General features: G+C 54.3%; 16 protein-coding genes. 11 read left to right on the top strand and 5 right to left on the bottom strand.

Features of this window, described 5'->3' with window-relative positions:
• The first annotated feature begins 1 nt into the window (after position 1).
• From tssK to katG, 7 genes are all read left to right on the top strand, one after another.
• Positions 2 to 1,363 carry a type VI secretion system baseplate subunit TssK gene (gene tssK / locus Y71_RS11510; RefSeq protein WP_007371749.1) on the top strand — a complete coding sequence of 454 codons (1,362 nt, stop codon included), beginning with the start codon at positions 2 to 4 and terminating at the stop codon, positions 1,361 to 1,363.
• Complete coding sequence (locus tag Y71_RS11505; RefSeq protein ID WP_007371748.1) at positions 1,360 to 1,980, top strand: DotU family type IV/VI secretion system protein; 621 nt, start codon at positions 1,360 to 1,362, stop codon at positions 1,978 to 1,980. The genes tssK and Y71_RS11505 overlap by 4 nt, the downstream gene beginning before the upstream one ends.
• A 6-nt stretch (positions 1,981 to 1,986) precedes the next feature.
• Positions 1,987 to 5,415 (top strand): type VI secretion protein IcmF/TssM N-terminal domain-containing protein, encoded by a 3,429-nt coding sequence (locus Y71_RS11500; protein ID WP_007371747.1) that lies wholly within the window; start codon positions 1,987 to 1,989, stop codon positions 5,413 to 5,415.
• A gap of 19 nt (positions 5,416 to 5,434) precedes the next feature.
• On the top strand, positions 5,435 to 7,945 hold the full coding sequence (tssH, locus tag Y71_RS11495) for a type VI secretion system ATPase TssH (protein WP_007371746.1): 2,511 nt from the start codon (positions 5,435 to 5,437) through the stop codon (positions 7,943 to 7,945).
• Between the two features lie 521 nt (positions 7,946 to 8,466).
• Entirely contained in the window at positions 8,467 to 9,021 is a 555-nt protein-coding gene (locus tag Y71_RS11490; protein ID WP_007371745.1) for a winged helix-turn-helix domain-containing protein, read from the top strand.
• A 542-nt stretch (positions 9,022 to 9,563) separates the two neighbouring features.
• Positions 9,564 to 10,352, top strand: coding sequence for a hypothetical protein (locus tag Y71_RS30000; protein WP_007371744.1), 789 nt, complete (start codon positions 9,564 to 9,566; stop codon positions 10,350 to 10,352).
• Between the two features lie 321 nt (positions 10,353 to 10,673).
• A complete protein-coding gene (gene katG, locus Y71_RS11480; protein WP_007371743.1) occupies positions 10,674 to 12,857 on the top strand; it encodes a catalase/peroxidase HPI in 2,184 nt (727 codons plus the stop codon).
• 345 nt (positions 12,858 to 13,202) lie between these two features.
• Here katG and Y71_RS11475 read toward each other — a convergent pair whose 3' ends face one another.
• Positions 13,203 to 13,412 carry a hypothetical protein gene (locus Y71_RS11475; protein WP_007371742.1) on the bottom strand — a complete coding sequence of 70 codons (210 nt, stop codon included), beginning with the start codon at positions 13,410 to 13,412 and terminating at the stop codon, positions 13,203 to 13,205.
• A 177-nt stretch (positions 13,413 to 13,589) separates the two neighbouring features.
• On the opposite strand from Y71_RS11475, the gene Y71_RS11470 reads away from it, so the two are divergent.
• On the top strand, positions 13,590 to 14,570 hold the full coding sequence (locus Y71_RS11470; RefSeq protein ID WP_007371741.1) for a GlxA family transcriptional regulator: 981 nt from the start codon (positions 13,590 to 13,592) through the stop codon (positions 14,568 to 14,570).
• 78 nt (positions 14,571 to 14,648) lie between these two features.
• Positions 14,649 to 15,659: a type I glyceraldehyde-3-phosphate dehydrogenase gene (gene gap / locus Y71_RS11465; RefSeq protein WP_007371739.1), complete on the top strand. Its 1,011-nt coding sequence runs from the start codon at positions 14,649 to 14,651 to the stop codon at positions 15,657 to 15,659.
• Between the two features lie 39 nt (positions 15,660 to 15,698).
• Here gap and Y71_RS11460 read toward each other — a convergent pair whose 3' ends face one another.
• Positions 15,699 to 16,052: a MerR family transcriptional regulator gene (locus Y71_RS11460; RefSeq protein WP_007371738.1), complete on the bottom strand. Its 354-nt coding sequence runs from the start codon at positions 16,050 to 16,052 to the stop codon at positions 15,699 to 15,701.
• A gap of 83 nt (positions 16,053 to 16,135) precedes the next feature.
• Here Y71_RS11460 and Y71_RS11455 point away from each other — a divergent pair, with 83 nt between their 5' ends.
• The gene (locus Y71_RS11455; protein ID WP_007371737.1) at positions 16,136 to 17,020 is read left to right on the top strand and encodes an alpha/beta fold hydrolase; all 885 of its coding nucleotides are present in this window, start codon (positions 16,136 to 16,138) and stop codon (positions 17,018 to 17,020) included.
• A gap of 41 nt (positions 17,021 to 17,061) precedes the next feature.
• On the opposite strand, the gene adhP is transcribed toward Y71_RS11455, so the two are convergent.
• Both adhP and exaC read right to left on the bottom strand, forming a co-directional pair.
• The gene (adhP, locus tag Y71_RS11450) at positions 17,062 to 18,093 is read right to left on the bottom strand and encodes an alcohol dehydrogenase AdhP (protein WP_035942243.1); all 1,032 of its coding nucleotides are present in this window, start codon (positions 18,091 to 18,093) and stop codon (positions 17,062 to 17,064) included.
• 27 nt (positions 18,094 to 18,120) lie between these two features.
• Positions 18,121 to 19,641, bottom strand: a complete 1,521-nt coding sequence (gene exaC, locus Y71_RS11445) for an acetaldehyde dehydrogenase ExaC (protein WP_007371735.1) — start codon at positions 19,639 to 19,641, stop codon at positions 18,121 to 18,123.
• 273 nt (positions 19,642 to 19,914) lie between these two features.
• Between exaC and Y71_RS11440 the strand changes: the two genes are divergently transcribed.
• Positions 19,915 to 21,651 carry a sigma-54-dependent Fis family transcriptional regulator gene (locus Y71_RS11440; RefSeq protein WP_007371734.1) on the top strand — a complete coding sequence of 579 codons (1,737 nt, stop codon included), beginning with the start codon at positions 19,915 to 19,917 and terminating at the stop codon, positions 21,649 to 21,651.
• A 31-nt stretch (positions 21,652 to 21,682) separates the two neighbouring features.
• Here Y71_RS11440 and Y71_RS11435 read toward each other — a convergent pair whose 3' ends face one another.
• Positions 21,683 to 22,486 (bottom strand): S1 family peptidase, encoded by an 804-nt coding sequence (locus Y71_RS11435; protein WP_158262945.1) that lies wholly within the window; start codon positions 22,484 to 22,486, stop codon positions 21,683 to 21,685.
• Positions 22,487 to 22,564: the final 78 nt, after the last annotated feature.

Raw genomic sequence — 22,564 nt, 5'->3', positions numbered from 1 at the left:
TATGTATCCGGAACTTCAGCAAATTTACTGGTATTCGGGTGTTTATCTACAGCCGCAACATTTGCAGTCTGTCGATCTGCATCATCACTACATGCTGTCGCGCCATCGCAAACTGGCGCAGCCGTGGAACGTTGGGCTGATTGAGTTGGTGTTTAACCCGGAAACGCTGGTTGATTTCACGCTAAAAATTGAACGCCTGAAGGCGCTGTTACCTTCCGGGGATTATCTGGAGTTTCCCGGCAACTGTAGCCTGCAACCGCGCCAGTTTCGCCAGGTATGGAAACAGCTGGAGAAACCGTTAACCCTGTGGCTGGCGCTGCGCCGTTTCGACCCAGGCCACGTGAATGTCGGCGAGTCGCCAAACAGCCGCTGGTTTAAAGCGCCGGAAGAAGGCGTGATGAAAGATGTCTACTTCGACGGGCCGGAGTGCAGCGTCTCGCGCATTCTTTATAATGTACAGATCCTCACCGACAGCGAGAAAGAGGCGGTGGTGGATTGTGAATTTATTTCCCTTCTGCGGCTGCGCTATGACACCGATCGGGTGATCCCTGACGCCAGTTTTTGTCCTCCGCTGGTCAGCCTTGGCAGCACGCCGGTACTGAAAAATCTGCTGGACGGTCTGTATGCCGAGCTGGCAAACCGCGCCTATAAACTCGAAGAGTACAAACGCCCGGAACAGAGCAATACCGCCCAGCGCGGCGATATGACGCAACTATTAGTGATGCGCTCGCTGAACCGGACGCTGCCGTTGCTGCACCACTACTGTCGCACGCCGGGCATGCATCCGTGGCCCGTCTACGGTCTGCTGGCGCAACTGATTGGTGAACTCTCCTGTTTCAGCGATCGCTGTTCATTTAATGGTGAATGGGCCGGTGAGACGATGCGCCTGTTGCCGTATGACCACGATGACCTTTATGCCTGTTTCGCCAGCGCGAAAACCCTTCTGCTGTCACTGCTGAATAACCTGGCGCTGGAAGATAACGTCTGGATCACCTTCATACCAACCAGCCAGCGCATCTTTATCGGCGATTTATCGTCACTCACCGGACAACAGGGCGACAGCGTGTTGCTGCGACTGCGTTCAGAGCAGCAACTTCCCGGCACAACCGAGAGCAGCAGTTTCAAAGTGGCGCCGGGCTCGGCGATCGGCAAGCTGATTCAACATGCGCTACCGGGGATTGCCGCTACGGCGCTGAACCCTGCGCCGCGTGGCGTGCCACAGAGCAAAAACGCGGTCTATTACCAACTGAACCAGCAGGACGATCTGTGGAAGAAGATCGGCCAGGAGCAGAGCCTGGCTTTTTACTGGGATGACGCGCCCGACGATCTACAAGTCCAGGCCGTCTTTATGGGGGTGTCATGAGCGAGCTTCTTGATGGCTATCTGCCAGTCTTCAGGCTGGTACTGGAGATGATTGCAGAACCAACATCGTTTACCGATTACGCCGAAGCGCGGCAAGAGTGTCTTGTCCGGCTGGAGCAGGCGATGCAGCGAGCCTGCCAACAGGATGCCAGCGAAGAGGAGAAAGCGGCCGCGCAGTTTGCGGTTATCGCCTGGATCGATGAAACGGTGCTCTGTTCATCCTTGCCGTGGCGCGAGCGCTGGCAGAGTGAATTATTGCAGCGTAAGTATCTGAATATCACCGTCGCCGGAGAGCGCTTTTTTACCTGTCTGGCGCAGCTTGAGCCTGCCTGGCATCAGGCGAGAAAGGTCTTTCTCTTCTGTCTGCAAAATGGTTTTCACGGTCAGTACAGCACGCCCGAGGATGACGAGCCATTGCAGGAGATCATTACAGAGCAGCGTGCGCTGTGTCTGCCGGCATCATGGTTAAGCTGGCCAAACGACAGCGCGATCACGCCCGCGACATGCGGACAAACCGTCGCTACACCGCTGTATAAACACCTGCTACTGCGAGCAACCGTGACCCTGTTGCTGCTGTACGGTTTTTTACTTTTGCTTCTTTATCACTACACAAACTGACCCCCTATGTTTAAGAAATTAGCCTGTTTTACTGGCTGGCTGGCGGTACTGTGCCTGTCGCTGATATTCAGTTTTATGCTCGGCCTGTGGCAAGGATGGAGCACCCCGGGGATCCTGTTGCTATGGCTGCTGGTGATGGTGCTTACCGCGCTGTTGTGGCACTCGCTTCCCGAGATATTGCTGCTTGTCAGAGGGAAAAAAGGCCGCCGCTGGTTCACCAAATACCGCTTATCGCGCCGGGAATATGTGCTGTTTAATCACTGGAAAGCGGGTGCCTCGGTCATCAAACGCATTCAACGTCGGCGTACGCATCTTCCGTGGTATTTGCTGGTCGGCGAACGTGGTGGCAAAAGTACGCTGCTTGCCAGCGCAGGGCTGCCCCGTTTTTATGGTGATAACGCCGACGGCACAACCGCCCCGACCCGCACGCTGCAGTGGTGGTTTTTTCGCGATCTGTGCGTGCTCGATCTGTCGAGCAATTTTTTAAACGGTGCTGCCACCTTCCGCCAGGCCTGGAGCAAACTTGCCCGCTGGTGCACGCGCATTCCCGCGCCTGGCGGCATCATTATTGCGTTGCCGATGAGCCAGTTAATGCGTGGCGATCTCAGCCAATTGCATGCGCTGGCCCGCCAGCAACGTAGCCTTGTCGAACCGCTGGTCAGGCACTATGGCGAACGTTTACCCCTCTATGTTTTAGTCACCCAGTGCGATAAGTTCCCCGGTTTTAGTTTGTGGCAGCATCAGCTCTCTGACGCCCAACGCCAGCAGGCATTGGGTTACACATGGAGCGTGCCGCCGCATATTGATGGCCAGGACGACACCACGCTGCAACCGCTATTCGCGCGTCTGCACGAAGGGTTTTCTCTCGTGCGTCTGAGTATGGCGCGCCCGGCCACGCTCAGCGCGCCTGAGTACAATACCCTGTTGGATTTCCCGGAAGCCTTCGCCCGTCTGGAACCCGCCCTGCGCTACACGCTGGCCGCCCTGTGCGAAGCCAACGCCTATTTCAGCCCGGCCACGCTGAAGAGCATCTGGTTTTGTTCCGCCGAACCGCAGGTGGAAAATCAGGGTCGCCGCACCAGCTATTTCATCCAGGATCTGCTGACCCGCCACCTTCCGGCATTGAGTTTAAAAAGAAGCGGACTGCGTTGGTATCAGCGTTCATTCGGCAAAACCTGCTGCTACGCCGCAATCGGTATCTGCGCCCTCTGGCTGGCGATAAGCGCCAGCATGAGCGCCATGCGCTTGCGATCCGGGCTGGCAGAATTAGCGCCGGATAAGCTGGCGGCGTTTGTTGCCGCAGACGAGCAACATGCAACGCTGGCGCTGCCCTGGCTGCCGTTTATGCCTTTATTCAACCAGCAACAACGCGAGGCTGAAACGTTGCTTGCCCGCATTCCAGTGACGGCGCGCCCTGCCCGGCAGACGCTGGAAGCGTATCAGCAACGCGCCCTTAGCGCGTCGCCCGCACAACAGCGACACGACATTCTGCAACTGGCGGCGGCGGTCACGCGCTGGCGACAAATGCAGCACGGCACGCCGCTGGATACGCTCGCCGAAGCCGCGCCGATTAGCGACGAGCTGATACAAAATGTCTATCCGCCGACGCTATCGCCGCTGACCCGGCTGGCGCTGGAGCGTTATTACATTCAGCGTCCCTATGGCGAACGCTGGTTGCAGAACGCACAACGGGTGCTGGAAAATCTGGTCAATCACGATCTGTCACTACGCTGGTTACAGGCTCCGGACGCCGCATTTCCGCCGCTGCACGCGGCAACGTTCTGGCCAGCCTTACCCGATTCACTTGCTCTTGACGGGAAATGGACACAGGCCGGTGAAGCCACCGTTAATCAATGGATGGCAGAGATTGAAGCCGCTGCCGATCGTACTGAACCGATTTTTCAGCCATTGCGTGAAAGCTGGCAGGAGGCGAGGCAGCAGGCATGGCGTCAGTATCTGATCGACGTGACGGCGCACCTTTCACCGGATGAAACCGGCACGGCGTCGCGCCGCCAGTTGATTGCTATCAGCCAGAATCAAAGCCCGGCGATGCGCTTTGCCGCCCGCATCGTTGACGAGCTTGAGGCCATTCCGCCGGAACACGCGCAGCCCTGGCTGACCACGCTGCGTGACGTTCAGACGCTCGCCCGTGCGGGCGATGGCGCCGCGCTGCTGCAACGCACCGAGCGGCTCAACAAACAACTGCGCCTGTCCCTTGCTGACTGGTTTCAGGGCAAAACTCAAACGGCCGCGGCCGCCACGGCGCAATCTGCCCAACAGGCATGGCTCGACTGGCAAAAGTCCCGTAACAGCGCCGTTAATGCGGCCGTAGCACAGGAAAAACCCGGCGATACGTTAACGCGTGGGCTTTTTACCCCCGGGCAACAAAAACCGGACACCAACCCGCTGGGCACTCTCCTGCCGGCACTTGCCACGTTGCAGGAACGCGTCTCGCCCGATGAGATCGATGCGGATGTGGCGGCGGTGTGGCGGCTGTATCAGGATGATGCCCGCGCGCTACTGGCGAACGCGATGGCCAGCAGCGCGTGTTGGTTGAATGCGCAATGGAAAAGCAGCGTGATCTGGCCGCTGGGGAAAAATGCCGAAAAACGCAGCTACGAAGAGCAACAAGAGCTTAGCCAGCAACTGGTGGGCAATTTTCTGCGCGGCCCGGCGAAGCCCATGCTGTCGGTGGACAATAATGGTCTTCGCGCCGCCGGTTTTGCCGGCATGACGTTGCCATTCACGGCGGAATTTAGCCAGTTTCTCCGTAACGCCTTCCCCGCGGATATTCTTCAGGATCTGCCGCAACGCACCACCACCAAAATCCAGGATCAGAAAGCAACGTTGCAGGCCAAAGTCGCGGCGCTTGAGTTGCAACAAAGCAAACTCGAAAAACAGGTTGTGAAAACAACGGTCACCAGCCTGCCAGCAACCATCGCCGAAGGCGCGCAGGTTATCCCAACCGGAACACAGCTATTACTGAACTGCCAGAAAGGCGACCAGCTACTCAGCAGTATGAATTTTGCCGACAAAGCCGATTTCACCTGGCAGCCGGGACAGTGCCACGGCGTCACGCTAAGCGTTATGTTCCCTGATTTTGTCGCCGTTGATCAGATTAATGGCGACGATGCCTGGCCGTGGTTTGTCAGCCTGTTCTCTTCAGGAGAAACGCTGATCGACAGCCATGATTTCGGTGACAGCGCAGAGTTGCTTAAGCGATTAGGCATCCAACAGATCCTCGTTCGTTTTGCCATGTCCAACACCCGCCCCCTTGAGGAGGCGTGGCAAAGCTGGAAAACGAACGCCGATGAAATCAGTTCCCTCACCCAACAAATCAGCGATCTCAACGAGCAGTCAGCGTATCCGCAACCTGACGAGTTAGCGGTGCACGCGCTCTCTGGTTTGCCCGACGAAATCACACAGTGTCAGTAACACCATTGAAGGTACTTTTATGAGCCATCATTTAAAACCAATAATTAATAAGCTTTCCGCTGAGGGACGAGCGGTACTTGACACCGCCGTCAGCCATGCGGTTTCTCTGCAACATACAGAAGTGACGCCAGAACATTTACTGATGGCAATACTGCGCCAGCAAAGCCCATTGATTGAGCAACTGGGATTACAGAGCGGGCTGCCGGTCAGCCGGTTGTTTGATGCATTACAGCAGGAGCTTCAGCACGAGCGGCCGCAACAAAACGCCGCGCCCCACTTTTCCCTCGCGCTGACCGAGTGGTTTATTGCGGGCTGGTTATTAGCAAGTAGCCACTGGGGACAAACCCAACTGACGCCCGCCGCCCTGCTGGGTGCGTTATTTGATGACGGCAATGCGTTACGGTTCGCCATCCCGGTGGAAAAAGCACTGCAATGCGACCGCCCCAAAGCGCTGGCGTTGCTACAAAGCATCTATGCGCCCGCGCCTGCTCGCGACGAACAGCCTGTGACCAGCACGTCTGCGCTGCAAAAATACACGCGCAATCTCAGTGAACTGGCACGTAAAGGCGAACTGGATCCAGTTCTGGGCCGCGAATCCGAGCTGCGCCAGATGGTGGATATTCTGTTACGCCGCCGCCAGAACAACCCAATTCTTACCGGCGAGCCAGGTGTCGGGAAAACGGCGCTTGCCGAAGCGCTGGCGATGCGCATTGTCGCAGGCACCTTTCCACAGATGCTGGAATCGACAGAGATTTTGACGCTGGATCTGGGCTTATTGCAGGCCGGAGCGAGCGTGAAAGGTGAGTTTGAAAACCGGCTTCAGCAGTTACTGAAGGAGGTCGCCCGCGCGCCCACGCCAATTATTTTATTTATTGATGAAGCGCACACGCTGATTGGCGCTGGGGGATCCGCCGGACAAAGCGATGCGGCTAACTTACTTAAACCCGCGCTGGCGCGCGGCGAGTTGCGAATTATTGCCGCCACAACCTGGGCGGAATATAAAAAATACTTCGAGAAAGATGCCGCGCTGGCGCGCCGCTTTCAGCTCATTAAAGTGGCGGAGCCGGATACAGATAAGGCAACGACGATGTTACGCGCGATGGCACCGGCCATGTCCCGACATCACGGGATCCCCATCCTCGAAAGCGCCATCCATGCCGCTATCTCCCTCTCCAGCCGTTACATTGCCGAACGGCAGCTTCCCGACAAATCTGTGAGTTTACTGGATACCGCCTGCGCCCGCGTGGCGATATCACAAACTCAGGAACCGAAAGAGATTGAGGCGATCTGTGTGCAACTGCGCGCCATTGAATGCGAGATAGCAGCACTGAAACGAGAAAACAGTGCGCCTGAGCGGCGGGAAAAACTTCGTCAGCAGGCCACGAACTTGCAGAGCGCTCTCGATTCATTGCGCCAGGAATGGGATCGGCAAACGCTGTTGGTACAACAGTTACAGCAGAGCCAGGATGCCGAAGAAATTACGCGGATGCGTGAAGCGCTGGCTGCATGTCACCAACAGCATGCAATGGTGTTTGAGTGCGTGGATGCCGCCTGCGTGGCGGACGTGGTTGCAGACTGGACCGGTATCCCGCTCGGACACATGCTGGAACAGGAGCACCAGCAACTGGACACCCTGTGCGAACGGCTTGAACAGCGGATTATTGGGCAAAGACATGCCCTCAAGCATATCACGCAACAAATTCGTATCAGCCGTGCCGGGCTTGCCGATCCGCAAAAACCCACCGGCGTTTACATGCTGGCCGGTCCCTCCGGAATCGGCAAAACCGAAACGTCGCTGGCGCTGGCAGAACTGCTGTATGGCGGGGAAAAGAGCATGGTGACCATTAATATGTCCGAGTACCAGGAAGCGCACTCCGTTTCCGGGCTGAAAGGTTCACCGCCGGGCTATGTGGGTTACGGTCAGGGTGGCGTCCTTACCGAAGCCGTCCGCCGTAATCCCTACTGTGTGGTACTGCTGGATGAAGTGGAAAAAGCGCATCCGGACGTCATGGAGCTGTTCTATCAAATTTTCGATAAGGGCATCATCGAAGATGCAGAAGGACAGATGATTAACTTCCGTAACACACTGATTATTATGACGTCGAATCTGGCCAGCGCGGCGCTGATTAGTGCCTGGGAAAAAGGCAAAACGTCGCCGGAGGCGTTGTGCAATATTATTCGCCCTGAGTTTGAGCGCGTTTTCAGCCCGGCGTTGATGGGACGCATGACGTTGATCCCTTACCTGCCCTTGCAGTCGCAGGAACTGGCACAGATCATCGAGTTGAAGCTTCAGCACCTGTGCCGCCGTTATCAAACCGCGACAGAAAGCGACTCACGCCCCGGCTGGACAAATAAAGTGGTTAACTGGGTGGCAAAACGCTGTCAGGTGCAGCAAAGTGGCGCGCGCGATATTGACCAGATATTGACGTCACATTTATTACCGGTTCTGGCTAACCATGCGTTAACCCCAGCGGCAAAAAATGAAGTGAAAATTGATATCCTCAAAGATCAGCTGGTGTTGAAAGTATAAAGACTAAAGTTAAATTTATTTCGCCCTGTAATGAGAGTCCAGCGTCAGGATCGTTTCGCTGAGGTTTTGTCGCTGGCTTTTGATTTATGGTTTATACTGATTCCATTCAGCAACTTTGCGTAACAACTTCATATAATAAAACATAAAAATCGTGAATGGATTGGAATATTATACATTTAATATTTTATCAAAAATAATTTAATTCTTTCAAACTTGGATAAGAAAAAACAAAAAACCAGACAAGGTATCATCATTAAAAACTCAGAATAATAAACAAATCATTCAACCAAAATAATCCAGAGTTAACATTCATACAATTTATATTATTCATACTGACATTGTGAAAAACACCTTACATAATAATACAAGTAATTGATTTATAGAATATTTATTTACACCAACATATAAATATGTGAGATAAGAATCTTATTAAGAGGAAATATTTTTAAATTTATTGCCCTTACAATGTATGCTTATGCTTGTCGAAAGTGAATTCAATAAATAACCAAAAGGGGAATTAAATGAACTCGCATATATATCGCATTAACAATGAAGTGGACTTTAATATAACTGAACGCACTCTGTGCCGATGCGATATGTACTTGCCACCAGCATTATTGACTAAACCTGCATCTAAATGCCTTGAGCTTTTAATAACAAAAAAGCCCGGGGAGATTGTCACGCATAATGAACTTTATGATTATGCGTGGGAAAAGCGCACCAAGGAGACATCACCCAACACCTTATATCAAACCATATTCCAAATCAGACGTATTATTGCCACGACATTTAACACTAAAGAGCAATTCATTCTGACGCTTCCACGAGAAGGATTTTACTTTAATCCAGCGGTGAAAATCGAACCGCTTGAATATAAAGTAACCCACACAGATAAATACATCTCCAGAAATTTGAAATTTGCGTTACATACAGCAAACCACGAATCTGAAATTCATGCTCAGCTTAACACGCTGCATCAGATTCTGCTGGATGTATGCGACAAGGTTAGCTTTATTGAAAAACTCACCCGCACGGAACATGAAAGCAAGGCGCCCACTGGCTACTTTTTAAAATGAACCGAAGGCCATCTGTGGAGATCGTTTAACTTCTTACTACAAAAAGGTTATCTATGAAAAACAGGACATAATTCGATCATTAAAAAAATAACAAACGCATCACTTATTCTAAATTAACTACATCTGTCTCACTTTTGAGTTTTTTCGCATGATGTGTACTCCTTTGTCGGTAATGTTGCGGAGCAGATCTCGCATTGCCGGCCAGTTACAGGTCATCACTGCCATTGAATCGCCTCAACGAGGAAAGCGATTTATCCGCAAAGCAGAGTATATTATTGAATCCTTCGGCTTATGCTAGCCTGTTATTACATTATTAAATCTTCCGCTATCAATTCCTGCCTTATGAATAAACCTTAGCACTTAATTAAGACAGATACTATGGCGTTCGATCATAAATATTCATAAACTACAACTACGATTAATAAACATTATTACGAATCAACTGAAAAACGGTGACTCGAGCAAGACACTGTTCATGCTGTGTTTCGCTTTCAGCGACTTACAGCGTTCTTCCTTTAACTCAAATAATTTTCGAGGCGCACATGCGAATATTAGGGAAAAAGATCAAATCCAATATATTTAATGATTCATATTTTGAGCTTGAAAGCTGGAAAAAGGTTTATCGAAAAACACTTTTAATACCGCAAACATCACCCTCAAGAAAAAATGCTCATCGCGACAATTTAGCTTTAATCCATACAATCCGTGATATAAAGGATGATAATTCACCATTTTTTAACGGCAGAGCAGAAGATATTATTGCCACATGGGATATAGTGAGCAGTTCGCTTATTCGTATGCAATCGTCCTGCTACGATCGTAGCCAATGGGCTGATGTGGGATTTATCCTTGCTGCTCCACCGCAAAATATCATTGGCACATTTCACAAAGATGTCTGGTTTCCCAACCATGCAGGAAATCAAAGTTGGGAAAATAAAAACTCCTACTCGCTCAGTGACAGATATTTTTTGGGCATCAATAAGAGCTACAATAATGCAAAGGTGAGGAAATATATAAAAAGCGCTATGCCTGACCAAACCTATGCCTCCATGATGAGCCCGGAAAGGCTGATTTCCGAATCTGACGGCGTATATCATAACGAAGTGCTGATTGTGGGTAAAAAAGATATCAATACCTATGCTGATTTTCCTCCCACCGACAGGGTGAAAGTTTGCGGTATCTATTTTTACTATGAAAGAGGCCAAAACCATAAACTTCCGCAGTATCAACAAAACAGAGAATTAATTGAAAAATTAAAACAGCACAACCCCGACCTGCCTGTCATCGAACATTCCGTCTGGGGGGGTGAGCTTTCCGCTTTTTCGTGGTAAAGGCGTTTATCCCACCTTTTCTCCTGGCCAGTGGCGGAGTCTCTCCGCCCTTTTCCCTCTCTTTCTCCCCCCGCCAACAGACGAAGATTTGCTCATCCGCCCCGCTTTTATGGGTACGATCAAACAAGGCACAAAAAAACCGGAACAAGCGTAGCGCGATTGCTAAGGTTGATGAGACAGCAATAAATTTATGTGACGTTTGTCGATTTTTTATGCATTAAAAGAAAGGTATTAGCTATCAAATCTGTAGATTTATTCAGGTACCTTTTACTGGAAGCAGTGTATATCGTAACGGCATTACACAAGCAAATGGAGCCAGATATGAGCACGTCAGACGAACAACCCCTCTCTTCAGCCGTCGAGAAATGCCCTTTCCATGATAAAGCCAGCAAGCAGAGCACTGCCGGCGCCACCAGCAACCGCGACTGGTGGCCGAATCAGTTGCGTGTCGATCTGCTGAACCAGCACTCTAACCGCTCCAATCCGCTGGGTGAGTCCTTTAACTACCGCGAAGAGTTTAAAAAACTCGACTACTCCGCACTGAAAGCTGATATCCGTAACGTGTTGACCGATTCACAATCCTGGTGGCCTGCCGACTGGGGCAGTTACATCGGGCTTTTCATTCGTATGGCCTGGCACAGTGCCGGAACGTACCGTACCGTTGATGGCCGTGGCGGTTCCGGACGCGGCCAGCAGCGCTTTGCACCGCTGAACTCCTGGCCAGATAACGTCAGCCTTGATAAAGCGCGCCGCCTGCTGTGGCCGGTAAAACAGAAATATGGCCAGAAAATCTCCTGGGCCGATTTGATCATTCTGGCGGGGAACGTGGCGCTGGAAAATGCCGGTTTCCGCACCTTCGGTTTTGGCGCGGGCCGCGAAGATGTCTGGGAACCGGATTTCGACGTCGACTGGGGTAACGAGAAAGAGTGGCTGAGCCATCGTCATCCGGAAAGCCTGGCGCAGGCAGCGATTGGTGCCACCGAAATGGGGCTGATTTACGTCAACCCGGAAGGCCCGAATGCCAGCGGTGAACCCGTTTCCGCAGCCTCGGCGATTCGCGCCACCTTCGGTAATATGGGGATGAACGATGAAGAGACCGTCGCGCTGATCGCCGGTGGTCATACGCTGGGTAAAACCCACGGTGCCGCAAAACCGGACGACTACGTAGGCCCGGAACCGGAAGCCGCGCCGCTGGAAGCGCAGGGCTTTGGCTGGATGAACAGCTATGGCAGCGGCGCAGGCGCTGATGCAATTACCTCCGGGCTGGAAGTGGCGTGGACACAAACGCCAACCCAGTGGAGCAACTACTTCTTCGAGAACCTGTTCAAATATGAGTGGGTACAGACCCGCAGCCCGGCTGGCGCGATCCAGTTTGAAGCCGTCGATGCGCCGGAAATCATCCCGGACCCGTTTGATCCGGCGAAAAAACGTAAACCCACCATGCTGGTTACCGACCTGACGCTGCGTTTTGATCCGGAATTCGAGAAAATTTCTCGCCGTTTCCTTAACGATCCGCAGGCATTTAACGAAGCCTTTGCCCGCGCATGGTTCAAACTGACGCACCGTGATATGGGGCCAAAATCCCGTTACATCGGACCTGAAGTTCCGCATGAAGATCTGATTTGGCAGGATCCGCTGCCGGCGGCCACTTATCATCCTGACGGCGCAGATATCGCCAACCTGAAAGCGGATATCGCCGCATCAGGCCTGTCGGTCAGCGATCTGGTTTCGGTGGCCTGGGCTTCCGCTTCCACCTTCCGTGGCGGCGATAAACGCGGCGGCGCTAACGGCGCACGTCTTGCGCTTGCCCCGCAAAACAGCTGGGAAGTGAATGCCCGCGCAGTGAAAGCCTTACCGGTACTGCAACGCATTCAGCAGGCGTCGGCAAAAGCCTCGCTGGCCGATATCATTGTGCTGGCCGGTGTGGTTGGCGTTGAGCAGGCGGCAGCATCGGCAGGTGTACAGGTGAATGTGCCGTTTACACCGGGACGCGTTGATGCACGTCAGGATCAAACGGATGTCGACTCCTTCAATCTGATGGAGCCGCTGGCCGATGGTTTCCGTAACTACCGCCGCGTGTGGGATGGTGTGAGCACCGAAACCCTGCTGATTGATAAAGCACAGCAACTGACGCTGACCGCCCCAGAACTGACAGCGCTTGTTGGCGGGCTGCGTGTTCTGGGTGCTAACTACGACGACAGCAAACACGGCGTCTTTACCGATCGCGTCGGGGTGCTGAGCACCGACTTCTTCGTCAACCTGCTGGATATGCGCACCGCGTGGAAAGCAACCGATGAAAAAGCGGAGCTGTTTGAAGGCCGCGATCGTCAGAGCGGAGAAGTACGCTACACGGCGACACGCGCCGATCTGGTCTTCGGCTCCAACTCGGTACTGCGCGCATTGGCAGAAGTCTACGCCAGCAGCGATGCGAAACAGAAATTCGTTATCGATTTCGTTGCCGCGTGGACGAAAGTGATGAATCTGGATCGCTTCGATCTGCAATAAACTGCACTGCGGCAAACAACACACCTGCGGGATCAAACCCGCAGGTTTTTTTATGTCTGTCGCCTATTTAGTGACAGTGTCACATGTGTCTGCAAGCAAAAAAATCCCGACGAGGCTGCCGGGAAACCGTTGATAACGAGTTTTGCTGACCGCGCTCCGCGATCGAAGAGTAACAACTGATGAAGCCAGACACCGCGAGAAGTACGCTTCGGGGCAGGCTTGCGCCATTAAACGGCAGGAATGTAACGCAGAGATGACGGCGGGATTTCAGGAAAAATAAGCACCATGGCGACATCATTATTCCTGTCGCCTGAAAACAGGTCTTCAAAAAATATAGTTTAAAAATCAGTCAGATGCTGAGGCCTCTTCTTGATCGAGCCTGAGCACAAAATGGTTATTATGGCGGGTGATTTTTGCGCCGCTGTCGCCATAATTCGCAGAAAGCATGAAGAAGGCATCGGCATCGACATCAAATGCCAGCTCCACCTCCGTCTGCTTACCAGAGGTAATCATTTGATATGCCTGCTTTAAGTTATACGCTTTTGCAATTGCCATGGATAAATCCTCGCGTGAGATGCGACCGATAAAAATCCTGTACTCTAGTTATAGTAGCGATTTGGAAATTCGTTTGCTTCTCATTAACGGCCTTTCAGATTTGGATCAGGTCAGCCCTTACGCTTAAAATTCTGTTCGCATCTTGACTTATAATGTGACAAGTGTACTTTTCAGGACATGAAGAGATTCCTGATTATCGTTCCCGATGGCGGCATGTTATTCGAAGCCGCCGGAATTGCCGACATTCTGATGCAGGCCAATCGCCTGCATGCTGATGAAACCCAACAGCCCCGTTACCGGGTGAGCATCGCCACCACGCAGCCGCACCAGGTGATCCACGGCCAGTCTGGCCTGAATCTGCTGGCCGATTTCCGTTTGCCGGAACTGGACCCACGCGAGCCATGGGATACCATCATGATCACCGGACGCGGAACCAATGAAGAAGAAGGCACCGCCGTCGTTGACTGGCTGCGTCTTGCCGCCCCCCATGCCGACAGAGTGGCTTCCATCTGCGGCGGCGCGATGCTGCTGGCAGAAACCGGGTTGCTTGATGGTCGGCGTGCCACCACCCACTGGCGGCTGCTCGAAACCATGCAGACGCGCTATCCACTGGTCAAAGTCGAAAGCGGCCCGCTCTATATTCAGGATGGGCCAATATGGACTTCCGGCGGCGTCAGCTCTGGTTTTGACCTGACGCTGGCGCTGGTCGAAGAGGATTATGGTTTCACCCTCGCGCGCGACGTCGCGCAGGATCTGGTGATGTATTTGCGCCGTCCCGGCGGCCAGTTACAGTTTAGCCGCTACCATCTGCAACAGGCAGAGAGTATCGGGCCGGTCAGCGAGTTGCAAAGCTGGATCCTGGAAAACCTGACCGGCGATCTCTCGGTCGAAAAGCTTGCCGAACGCGTGGCGATGAGTCCGCGCAATTTCACCCGCGTCTTTACCCGTGAAACCGGCATCCCTCCGGCGCGTTATGTTGCTGAAGCGCGGCTTGCCGCTGCCAGACACCGCCTGGAGCAAACCCGCGAAACGCTGGAGAGCGTGGCTGCCGCCACAGGTTTCGGCAACAGCATCAACTTACGCCGCATCTTTGAGCGTCAACTGCACCTTACCCCCGGCGAGTATCGCCAGCGCTTCCACTGCCGCAAAATGGCGTAAAGTGATCCTTATCCGTCCTTTACGCCAAAACGCTGCCGCCCTAAAGTGACTTCAGACACGAAAAAGAAGGAGTCAATCATGGTTAAGGTCGGCATTAACGGTTTTGGCAGGATCGGGCGCAATGTACTGCGCGCCGCGCTCGGTAACCCAGAGATTCAGATCGTCGCCATCAACGATCTGACGGACAGCAAAACCCTCGCCCATCTGCTGAAACACGATTCACTGCTCGGCACGTTGCCGGTTCCGGTTGAAGCAGGTGAAGGCCAGTTGTTTGTCGATGGCAACGCGGTGCGCGTTTTCAGTGAACGCGATCCGGCGAACATTCCGTGGCGCGACGTTGGCGTGGAAATTGTGATTGAAGCCACCGGATTCTTTACCGATCGCGAAAAAGCCGCGGTGCATATCAGCCACGGCGGCGCAAAACGGGTGATTATCTCCGCGCCGGGGAAAAATGATGACCTGACTATCGTGCTCGGCGTTAACGACACGCAGTACGATCCGGCGCGCCACTTCGTGGTCAGCAACGGCAGTTGCACCACTAACGGGCTGGCGCCTGCTGCCCAGGTACTGCACCAGAACTTTGGTATTGAACACGGGTTGATGAATACCACCCACGCCTACACCAACAGCCAGGCGCTGCACGACCAGCCGGAAAAAGATCTGCGCGGCGCGCGTGCCGCAGCGCTCTCCATCGTGCCTTACTCAAGCGGCGCGGCGAAAGCGCTCGGCAAAGTGATCCCGGAACTGGACGGACGGCTGACCGGTTATTCGCTACGCGTACCGGTACCGGTGGTGTCGATCGTCGACTTAACGGTAACGCTGAAACGCGATGTGACCGTGGAAGAAGTGAATGACGCTTTCCGCAAAGCCGCCGCAAACGGGCCGCTGAAAGGCATTCTCGGCTACAGCGATGAGCCGCTGGTGTCCAGTGATTATCAGGGCGATCCACGCTCTTCCATTATCGACGGCCTGTCGACGCTGGTGATTGGCGGCAATCTGGTGAAAATCCTCGCCTGGTACGATAACGAGTGGGGCTTCTCCAACCGGCTGGTGGATCTGACGAAACTGATGGCGCAGCGCGGTTTATAATCCGTCGCCCCCCAACAAACCACGCTACGGCGTGGTTTTTTATTGCTCGTCGCTGCCGCTCAGCGCGGCGAGCAGCTGTGCGCGGCGCTGCTCAAGGGTGGCGATTTGCGCTTCAATACGACCGAGGCGTTTACGCTGCAGTTCACGGGTTTGCGGGCAAAATGCGGCCCCTTCCGTGCTGCGCATGCATTCCGGAAAGGTGGCGATTTCCGCCAGACTAAACCCGGTAGCAATCAATTGTTGGATCTGACGCACCTGCCCGACCACCTGTGCAGAAAAATACCGATAGCCGTTACAGGCCCGCGTAGAACATAACAGACCATATCGATCATAGTGACGAATAGAGCGCACGCTGACGCCTGTTTGCCGGGCGAGTTCGCCAATCGATAGCATTTTTTCTCCTCGTTTGCTGCTTGACTGTGACACCAGTGTAAAGGTTGAGGATAGCCACGAATCGTTAACCGGAGGAACATTTTATGCTGTTATCGCGTGGTCGTAATCTTGCCTTCATCCTGCTGCTGTTTTGCGCCTCACTGTACGCGCAGGATAAACACTATACCGTTGTCTCGTCAGACGGGGTACCGCTGGCTGTACAGGAAACCGGCGCTGCGGACGGTCAGCCCATCATCTTTATTCATGGGCTTTTAGGCAGCCATCTTAACTGGGAGAAACAGTGGCAGGATCCCGCCCTGCAGCGCTTTCGCCTGATCAGTTTCGACCTGCGCGGCCATGGCTTATCGGGCAAACCGGAGCAAGCAACAGCTTATACGGAAAGCCGTCGCTGGGCGGATGATGTTGCAGCCGTTATCAAAGGCAGCGGCGCAAACAAGCCGCTTCTGGTGGGCTGGTCGCTGGGTGTCGCCGTAAATAGCCACTATCTGGCGGCCTACGGCGATAAACAGATTGCTGGCGTGTTGTATGTCGATGGCGTGGTCGAACTCACACCAGAGCAAATACCAGCTCACCCGCAGGTTTATCAGGATATGGTGTCAGCGGATCTGAAAACCCATCTGGCAGGTGAGCGTGATTTCCTGCGTCTGTGCTTCCATCAGCAACCCGACACCGCCACGTTTGAGCGTCTGCTGGCTAACGCTGCGCTGGCCTCGTGGACAATGCAACGCGCGGTGCCGCAAATGAAAGTGTCACTCGCGCAGGGGCTGGGCAAAGCAAAAGTACCGGTACTGTTTATTTACGGGGAAAAAGATCAACTGGTGAACCCACAAGCTTCACTGGCGCGGGCCAGAAGCGTAAATCCGCACATACGTACGCTGCTGTACGCCGATTCGGGACACGCGCCCTTTTTAGAAGAACCGCAGCGTTTCAACCGGGATCTGGCGGCATTTGCCGACTCACTCCAGTAACAAAACGGGGCATAGCGCCCCGTTTTTTTATCGCAACACTATCACAACGACATATCCACCACGATGCGGCCGGTGATTTTCCCGGCGCGCATCCGATCAAAGATGCTGTTGATATTCTCCAGCGGTTCAACGGCAATTTCCGCATGCACTTTATTGCGCCCGGCAAAATCCAGCGCCTCTTGCAGATCTTTGCGCGTTCCCACAATGGAGCCGCGCACGGTGATGCCATCCAGCACCATGTCGAAGATCGAGAGGTCGAATTTACCCGGCGGCAGCCCATTTAGCACCATCGTCCCGCCGCGGCGCATCATGGTGGTTGCCTGTTCAAACGCTTTTGGTGACACCGCCGTGACCAGCACGCCGTGCGCGCCGCCAAACTCGGCGTGGAAGCGCTTGCCGGGATCCTCTTCGCGCCCATTGACGACCACCGATGCGCCGAGCCGACGAGCAAATTCGAGCTTGTCGTTGTCAATGTCCACCGCCGCCACATTCATCCCCATCGCCACGGCATACTGGATCGCCAGATGACCCAGACCGCCGATCCCGGAGATCACCACCCATTCACCGGCGCGGGCTTCCGTCATCTTCAGCCCTTTGTAAACCGTTACCCCGGCACAGAGGATTGGCGCAATCGTGTGGAATTCGACGTTATCCGGCAGGATGCCGACATAGTTGGCGTCCGCCAGGCAATATTCGGCAAAAGTACCGTTTACCGAATAACCGGAGTTCTGTTGCCCGTGGCACAAGGTCTCCCAGCCGCTCAGGCAGTGTTCGCAGTGCCCGCAGGCAGAATAAAGCCACGGCACGCCAACCCGATCGCCCTCTTTCACATGCGTCACGCCCGGCCCCACCGCAACCACGTGACCAACGCCTTCGTGGCCGGGAATAAACGGCGGATTCGGTTTCACCGGCCAGTCGCCTTCTGCGGCATGCAAATCGGTATGGCAAACGCCGGTCGCCTCGATCTTGACCAGAATTTTGCCCGGCGCTACCGCAGGCACCATTACCTCTTCAATCACCAGCGGTTGCCCGAATGCTTTAACCACTGCCGCTTTCATCGTTTTCAATTGCATATCATTACCTCATCCTGATGAGATTGATTAATACAGACCCAGTGGCGTTCCGCTGTAGCTGACCAGCAGGTTTTTAATCTGCTGATAATGACTCAGCGCCAGCTTGTGCGTTTCGCGCCCAACGCCCGAATTTTTGTACCCGCCAAAAGCCGCATGTGCCGGATAGAGGTGGTAACAGTTAGTCCACACGCGCCCGGCTTTAATGCCGCGCCCCATGCGCCATGCGCGGTTGATATCCAGCGTCCACACCCCGGCGCCAAGACCGAATTCGGTATCGTTGGCAATACGCAGCGCTTCAGCCTCATCTTTGAAAGTGGTGATCCCGAGCACCGGCCCAAAAATTTCTTCCTGGAAACAGCGCATGCCGTTATGGCCTTTAATCAATGTCGGCTGAATGTAGAAGCCGTTTTGCAGGCTATCCCCGTGCTTGATCAGCTCGCCGCCGGTGATGATTTCGCCCCCTTCTTCACGGGCGATATTGATATAGGAAAGGATTTTGTCGTACTGCTCCTGCGAAGCCTGCGCGCCGATCATTGTCTCGGTGTCAAAGGGGTCGCCTTTGCGGATGTTTTCCATACGCGCCAGCACTTTTTCCACGAACTGCGGATAGATGGACTCCTGCACCAACACGCGGGACGGACAGGTACAGACTTCGCCCTGATTGAAGAAGCCAAGCACAACGCCTTCGACGGCTTTATCGATAAATTCAGCATCGCCATTCAGCACATCTTCAAAGTAAATATTGGGGGATTTACCACCCAGCTCGACGGTGCTGGGAATAATGTTTTCCGCCGCGCAGGAGAGGATGTGGCGACCTATCGGCGTCGAGCCGGTAAAAGCAATTTTCTCAATGCGTTTGCTGCGCGCCAGCGGTTCGCCCGCTTCCGTACCAAAGCCATGAACCACATTGAGCACGCCTTTTGGCAGCAGATCGCCAATCAGCTCCATCAGCACGCAGATACCGAGCGGCGTTTGCTCTGCGGGTTTCAGCACCACGCAGTTACCCGCCGCCAGCGCAGGCGCCAGTTTCCAGGCCGCCATTAAAATCGGGAAGTTCCACGGAATGATCTGCCCGACCACACCGAGCGGTTCATAGATATGATAAGCCACCGTATTGCTGTCGATTTCCGCGGCTGTGCCTTCCTGCGCCCGGATGCAACCGGCAAAGTAGCGGAAGTGATCAACCGCCAGCGGAATATCCGCCCCCATCGTTTCGCGGATAGGTTTCCCGTTGTCCCATGTTTCTGTTAACGCCAGCACTTCCAGATTGGCTTCAATGCGGTCTGCAATCGCCAGCAGCACATTCGAACGTTCCTGCACGCTGGTTTTTCCCCAGGCGTCGGCGGCAGCATGCGCTGCATCCAGAGCCTTCTCTATATCCACCGCGCCCGAACGCGGGAATTCGGCAATCACCTGTCCGGTTACCGGCGAGGTATTGGTAAACCAGCCGCCCTCTACCGGGTCTACAAATTTTCCGTCGATATAGTTGCCATAACGCTGTTTAAAAGAGACTTTTGCGCCATCAAGGCCAGGGTGAGCGTATTTCATCAGATGTTCCTCTTTTATTATCGGTACAGGTGAGGCGTCTCGCGCCAGGGCGGACAAAGGAACATAAGCACTTCTTATGCCAGATTGCTGCTGACATAAGGGTAAATGGATTTTCTCTTTGAGAAACAATGAATAACAGGCGGGTTTAAAGATTAATCGTACAAAACGGCAAAAAATGATGTGCAAGCGAGTACAGGAATTGTGTCGCACGTCGCTACACACGAGACACTCTTATGCTACACAAATGTAACATTGTAATTGCCGGAGAGTAACATGCCGACACGCGTAGACACTTTGCCAACAACCCGTTCCGGTCTGCCTTGCCAGTTGCAGGATTCCTGGCAACGTAGCCTTAACTATGGGCTGACACGGGATGATGACGCCCAGCCCTGGGTGGCTAACGCGATGCTGAAAGATGCGCGTGCGGAAAATGGCTGGGTGAAACACCTGGTTGCTCCTTTACTGGCGCGGCTGCGGCCGGAGCTGAACAAACACCCGTCGATTATGGTGATGTCCGACGCGACCGGGCTAGTGCTGGAAACGCACGGCAACAGCGATTTTCTGCACAAAGCGCAGCGCTATGCGTTGTCGCCCGGCAATCTGTGGGGTGAACATGCGCGCGGCACCAACGCTATCGGCACTGCGCTGGCGCTCCAGCAACATTGTGAAGTGGCTGGCGGCGAACACTATCTGAGCCGTAACGCCGGGTTGTTCTGCTCGGCCGCGCCGGTGTTTCGCCCCGACGGCCAGGTTGCCGGAGTGCTGGATCTCTCCACTCCGGCGATGACGCCGCGCCATGATGCCGCCGCATTGATCCGCCGCACGGTATGCCAGATAGAACACGCCTGGGCCACCAGCGCTCGGGGCGCTAATCGCTGGTTATTAAGCCTGCATCATGATGAAAAAATCCTCGGCACCGCGCAGGAGTTACTGCTGATTTTTGACGATCGCACGCTGCTCGGCGCCAATAAACTGGCGATGGATGCTTTCGCCCTGACCAGCGGTCATTTTGGCGCACTTGAGCTGGATGCGCTATTTCCCGGCCTTGAGCTACGCGCCGGTGAAACAGTGCTGGAAACCGGTAATCATCAACGTTTCTATGCCCGCCAGACGCTGCCAGCCCGCCGTTTTAGCGGACGCGGCAGCGCGCAGCAGACAGAACAGCACGGTATCGAAAAAGAGAAAGCGCTGCGCATTGTGAATGCCGGGATTGCGTTGTGCATTACCGGTGAAACCGGCTCTGGCAAAGAGTATCTGGCACGCGAGTTGTACAGCCGCAGCCAGTGGCATGCGGGCAATTTCGTCGCCATCAACTGTGCCGCGTTACCCGAACATCTGATTGAATCAGAGCTGTTCGGCTATGTTCCCGGCGCTTTTACCGGCGCCAGCCCGAAAGGCTATATCGGCAAATGCCGCGAAGCGGATGGCGGCGTGCTGTTTCTTGATGAAATCGGCGATATGCCGCTGGCGCTGCAAACCCGCCTGCTGCGCGTGTTGCAGGAGAAAAAAGTGACGCCGCTGGGTGCCAATAGCAGTTGGGATGTGAATTTTGCTTTGATCTGCGCAACACATCAGGATCTGGCCGCGCGGGTGCAGGCAGGCACGTTTCGCGAGGATCTGCTGTATCGCATTCAGGAGTTTCACCTGCGAATTCCGCCGCTGCGTGAATGGCAGCATAAAGAGGGGTTTATCCAGAAATTGTGGCGCGAACTGGGTGCCGCCAGCCGTGGGCTGACGTTAAGCGATGAGGTGGTGAACACGCTCGCGCACCGGCCGTGGCCGGGCAATGTGCGTCAGTTGTTGAGCCAGCTACGGGTATTAATGGCGCTGGCAGAAGATGGCGATCAGATTAGGCTTACCGATCTGCCCGGCGAAATCCACGCCGTGCCAGCGCCGCAACGGCCCAACGACGAACAGAGCGCCATTGCGCAAGCGCAGGGAAATATGAGCCTTGCGGCGAAAAAACTCGGTATTTCGCGCAGCACGCTGTATCGACGGCTGGCAAAATAGTATGGCCAAAATAGCCATACTATTCAGTTAGTTATTCTACCGCCGTCGCCTTGATCCACTCGGCAAATTTGCTCACGCGGGTGAACTGCTCAGCCGGGGCAATTAAGCTACGGGAAACCAGGCCCACGACATAGCGGTTGCCGTTGTAATCGGCATACAGCGGGCCGCCGGAATCACCGCCCGCCGTGCCGCTACCTGCGCAGACATGGAAAGCCGGATCCTGGTTGGTCGCCGGGTAGCCCGCCGGAACGTCGGTGCACATCTTATCCGGCAGAGCGACCAGCGTTTTTTTATTCAGCACATTCGGGCGCACGCCATTTGCGTTATCGCCAAAACCCACTGCCGTCAGCGGAATATTGGTCAGTGCAGCAGGCGGATCCTGCTCCGGGTTTAAACCGGCCAGCCTGGCGAAGTTGCTGCTGTTCGCCGCACGGGACAGCTTAATCAGCGCAAGATCGTTTTTCGCCGTACCGCCAAGCGTGGTCGTGTCATAGTCAGGATGAACAATCACTTTCTCGATGGAAACCTGGTCTTTCTTCACCAGCGGGGTGTAGCTTTCCATCCCGACCATGATACTCGCCGTGCTGGTATCAAAATGCGAAACACAGTGCGCCGCCGTAACCGCCCAGCGGGAGTTAACCAGCACGCCGCCGCAGACATGACCCGCTACCGTCGTACCTTTGCTGATGGTAATAAAATCAGGGAATTCACCGGCTATTGCCGTCGATCCGTTGACGATACGCGCAGCAGCCTCGCTGGCGGCAGCCGTTTGCATGGTCGCCATCGGCACGATAAACGCCGCCGCTAATGCAGCGGCAATCAGTTTTGCTTTCACTATTAAATCTCCAGGATAAAAAGCCGCGCCAGCTTCCGTAATTCCATCAGCGCGATCAATTGAAATCATTCAGTGTAA

Source organism: Kosakonia radicincitans DSM 16656, from assembly GCF_000280495.2.
Taxonomy (GTDB): domain Bacteria; phylum Pseudomonadota; class Gammaproteobacteria; order Enterobacterales; family Enterobacteriaceae; genus Kosakonia; species Kosakonia radicincitans.
Note: the sequence above shows the minus strand (reverse complement) of the source record. Positions and strands in the feature narration are given on the sequence as shown.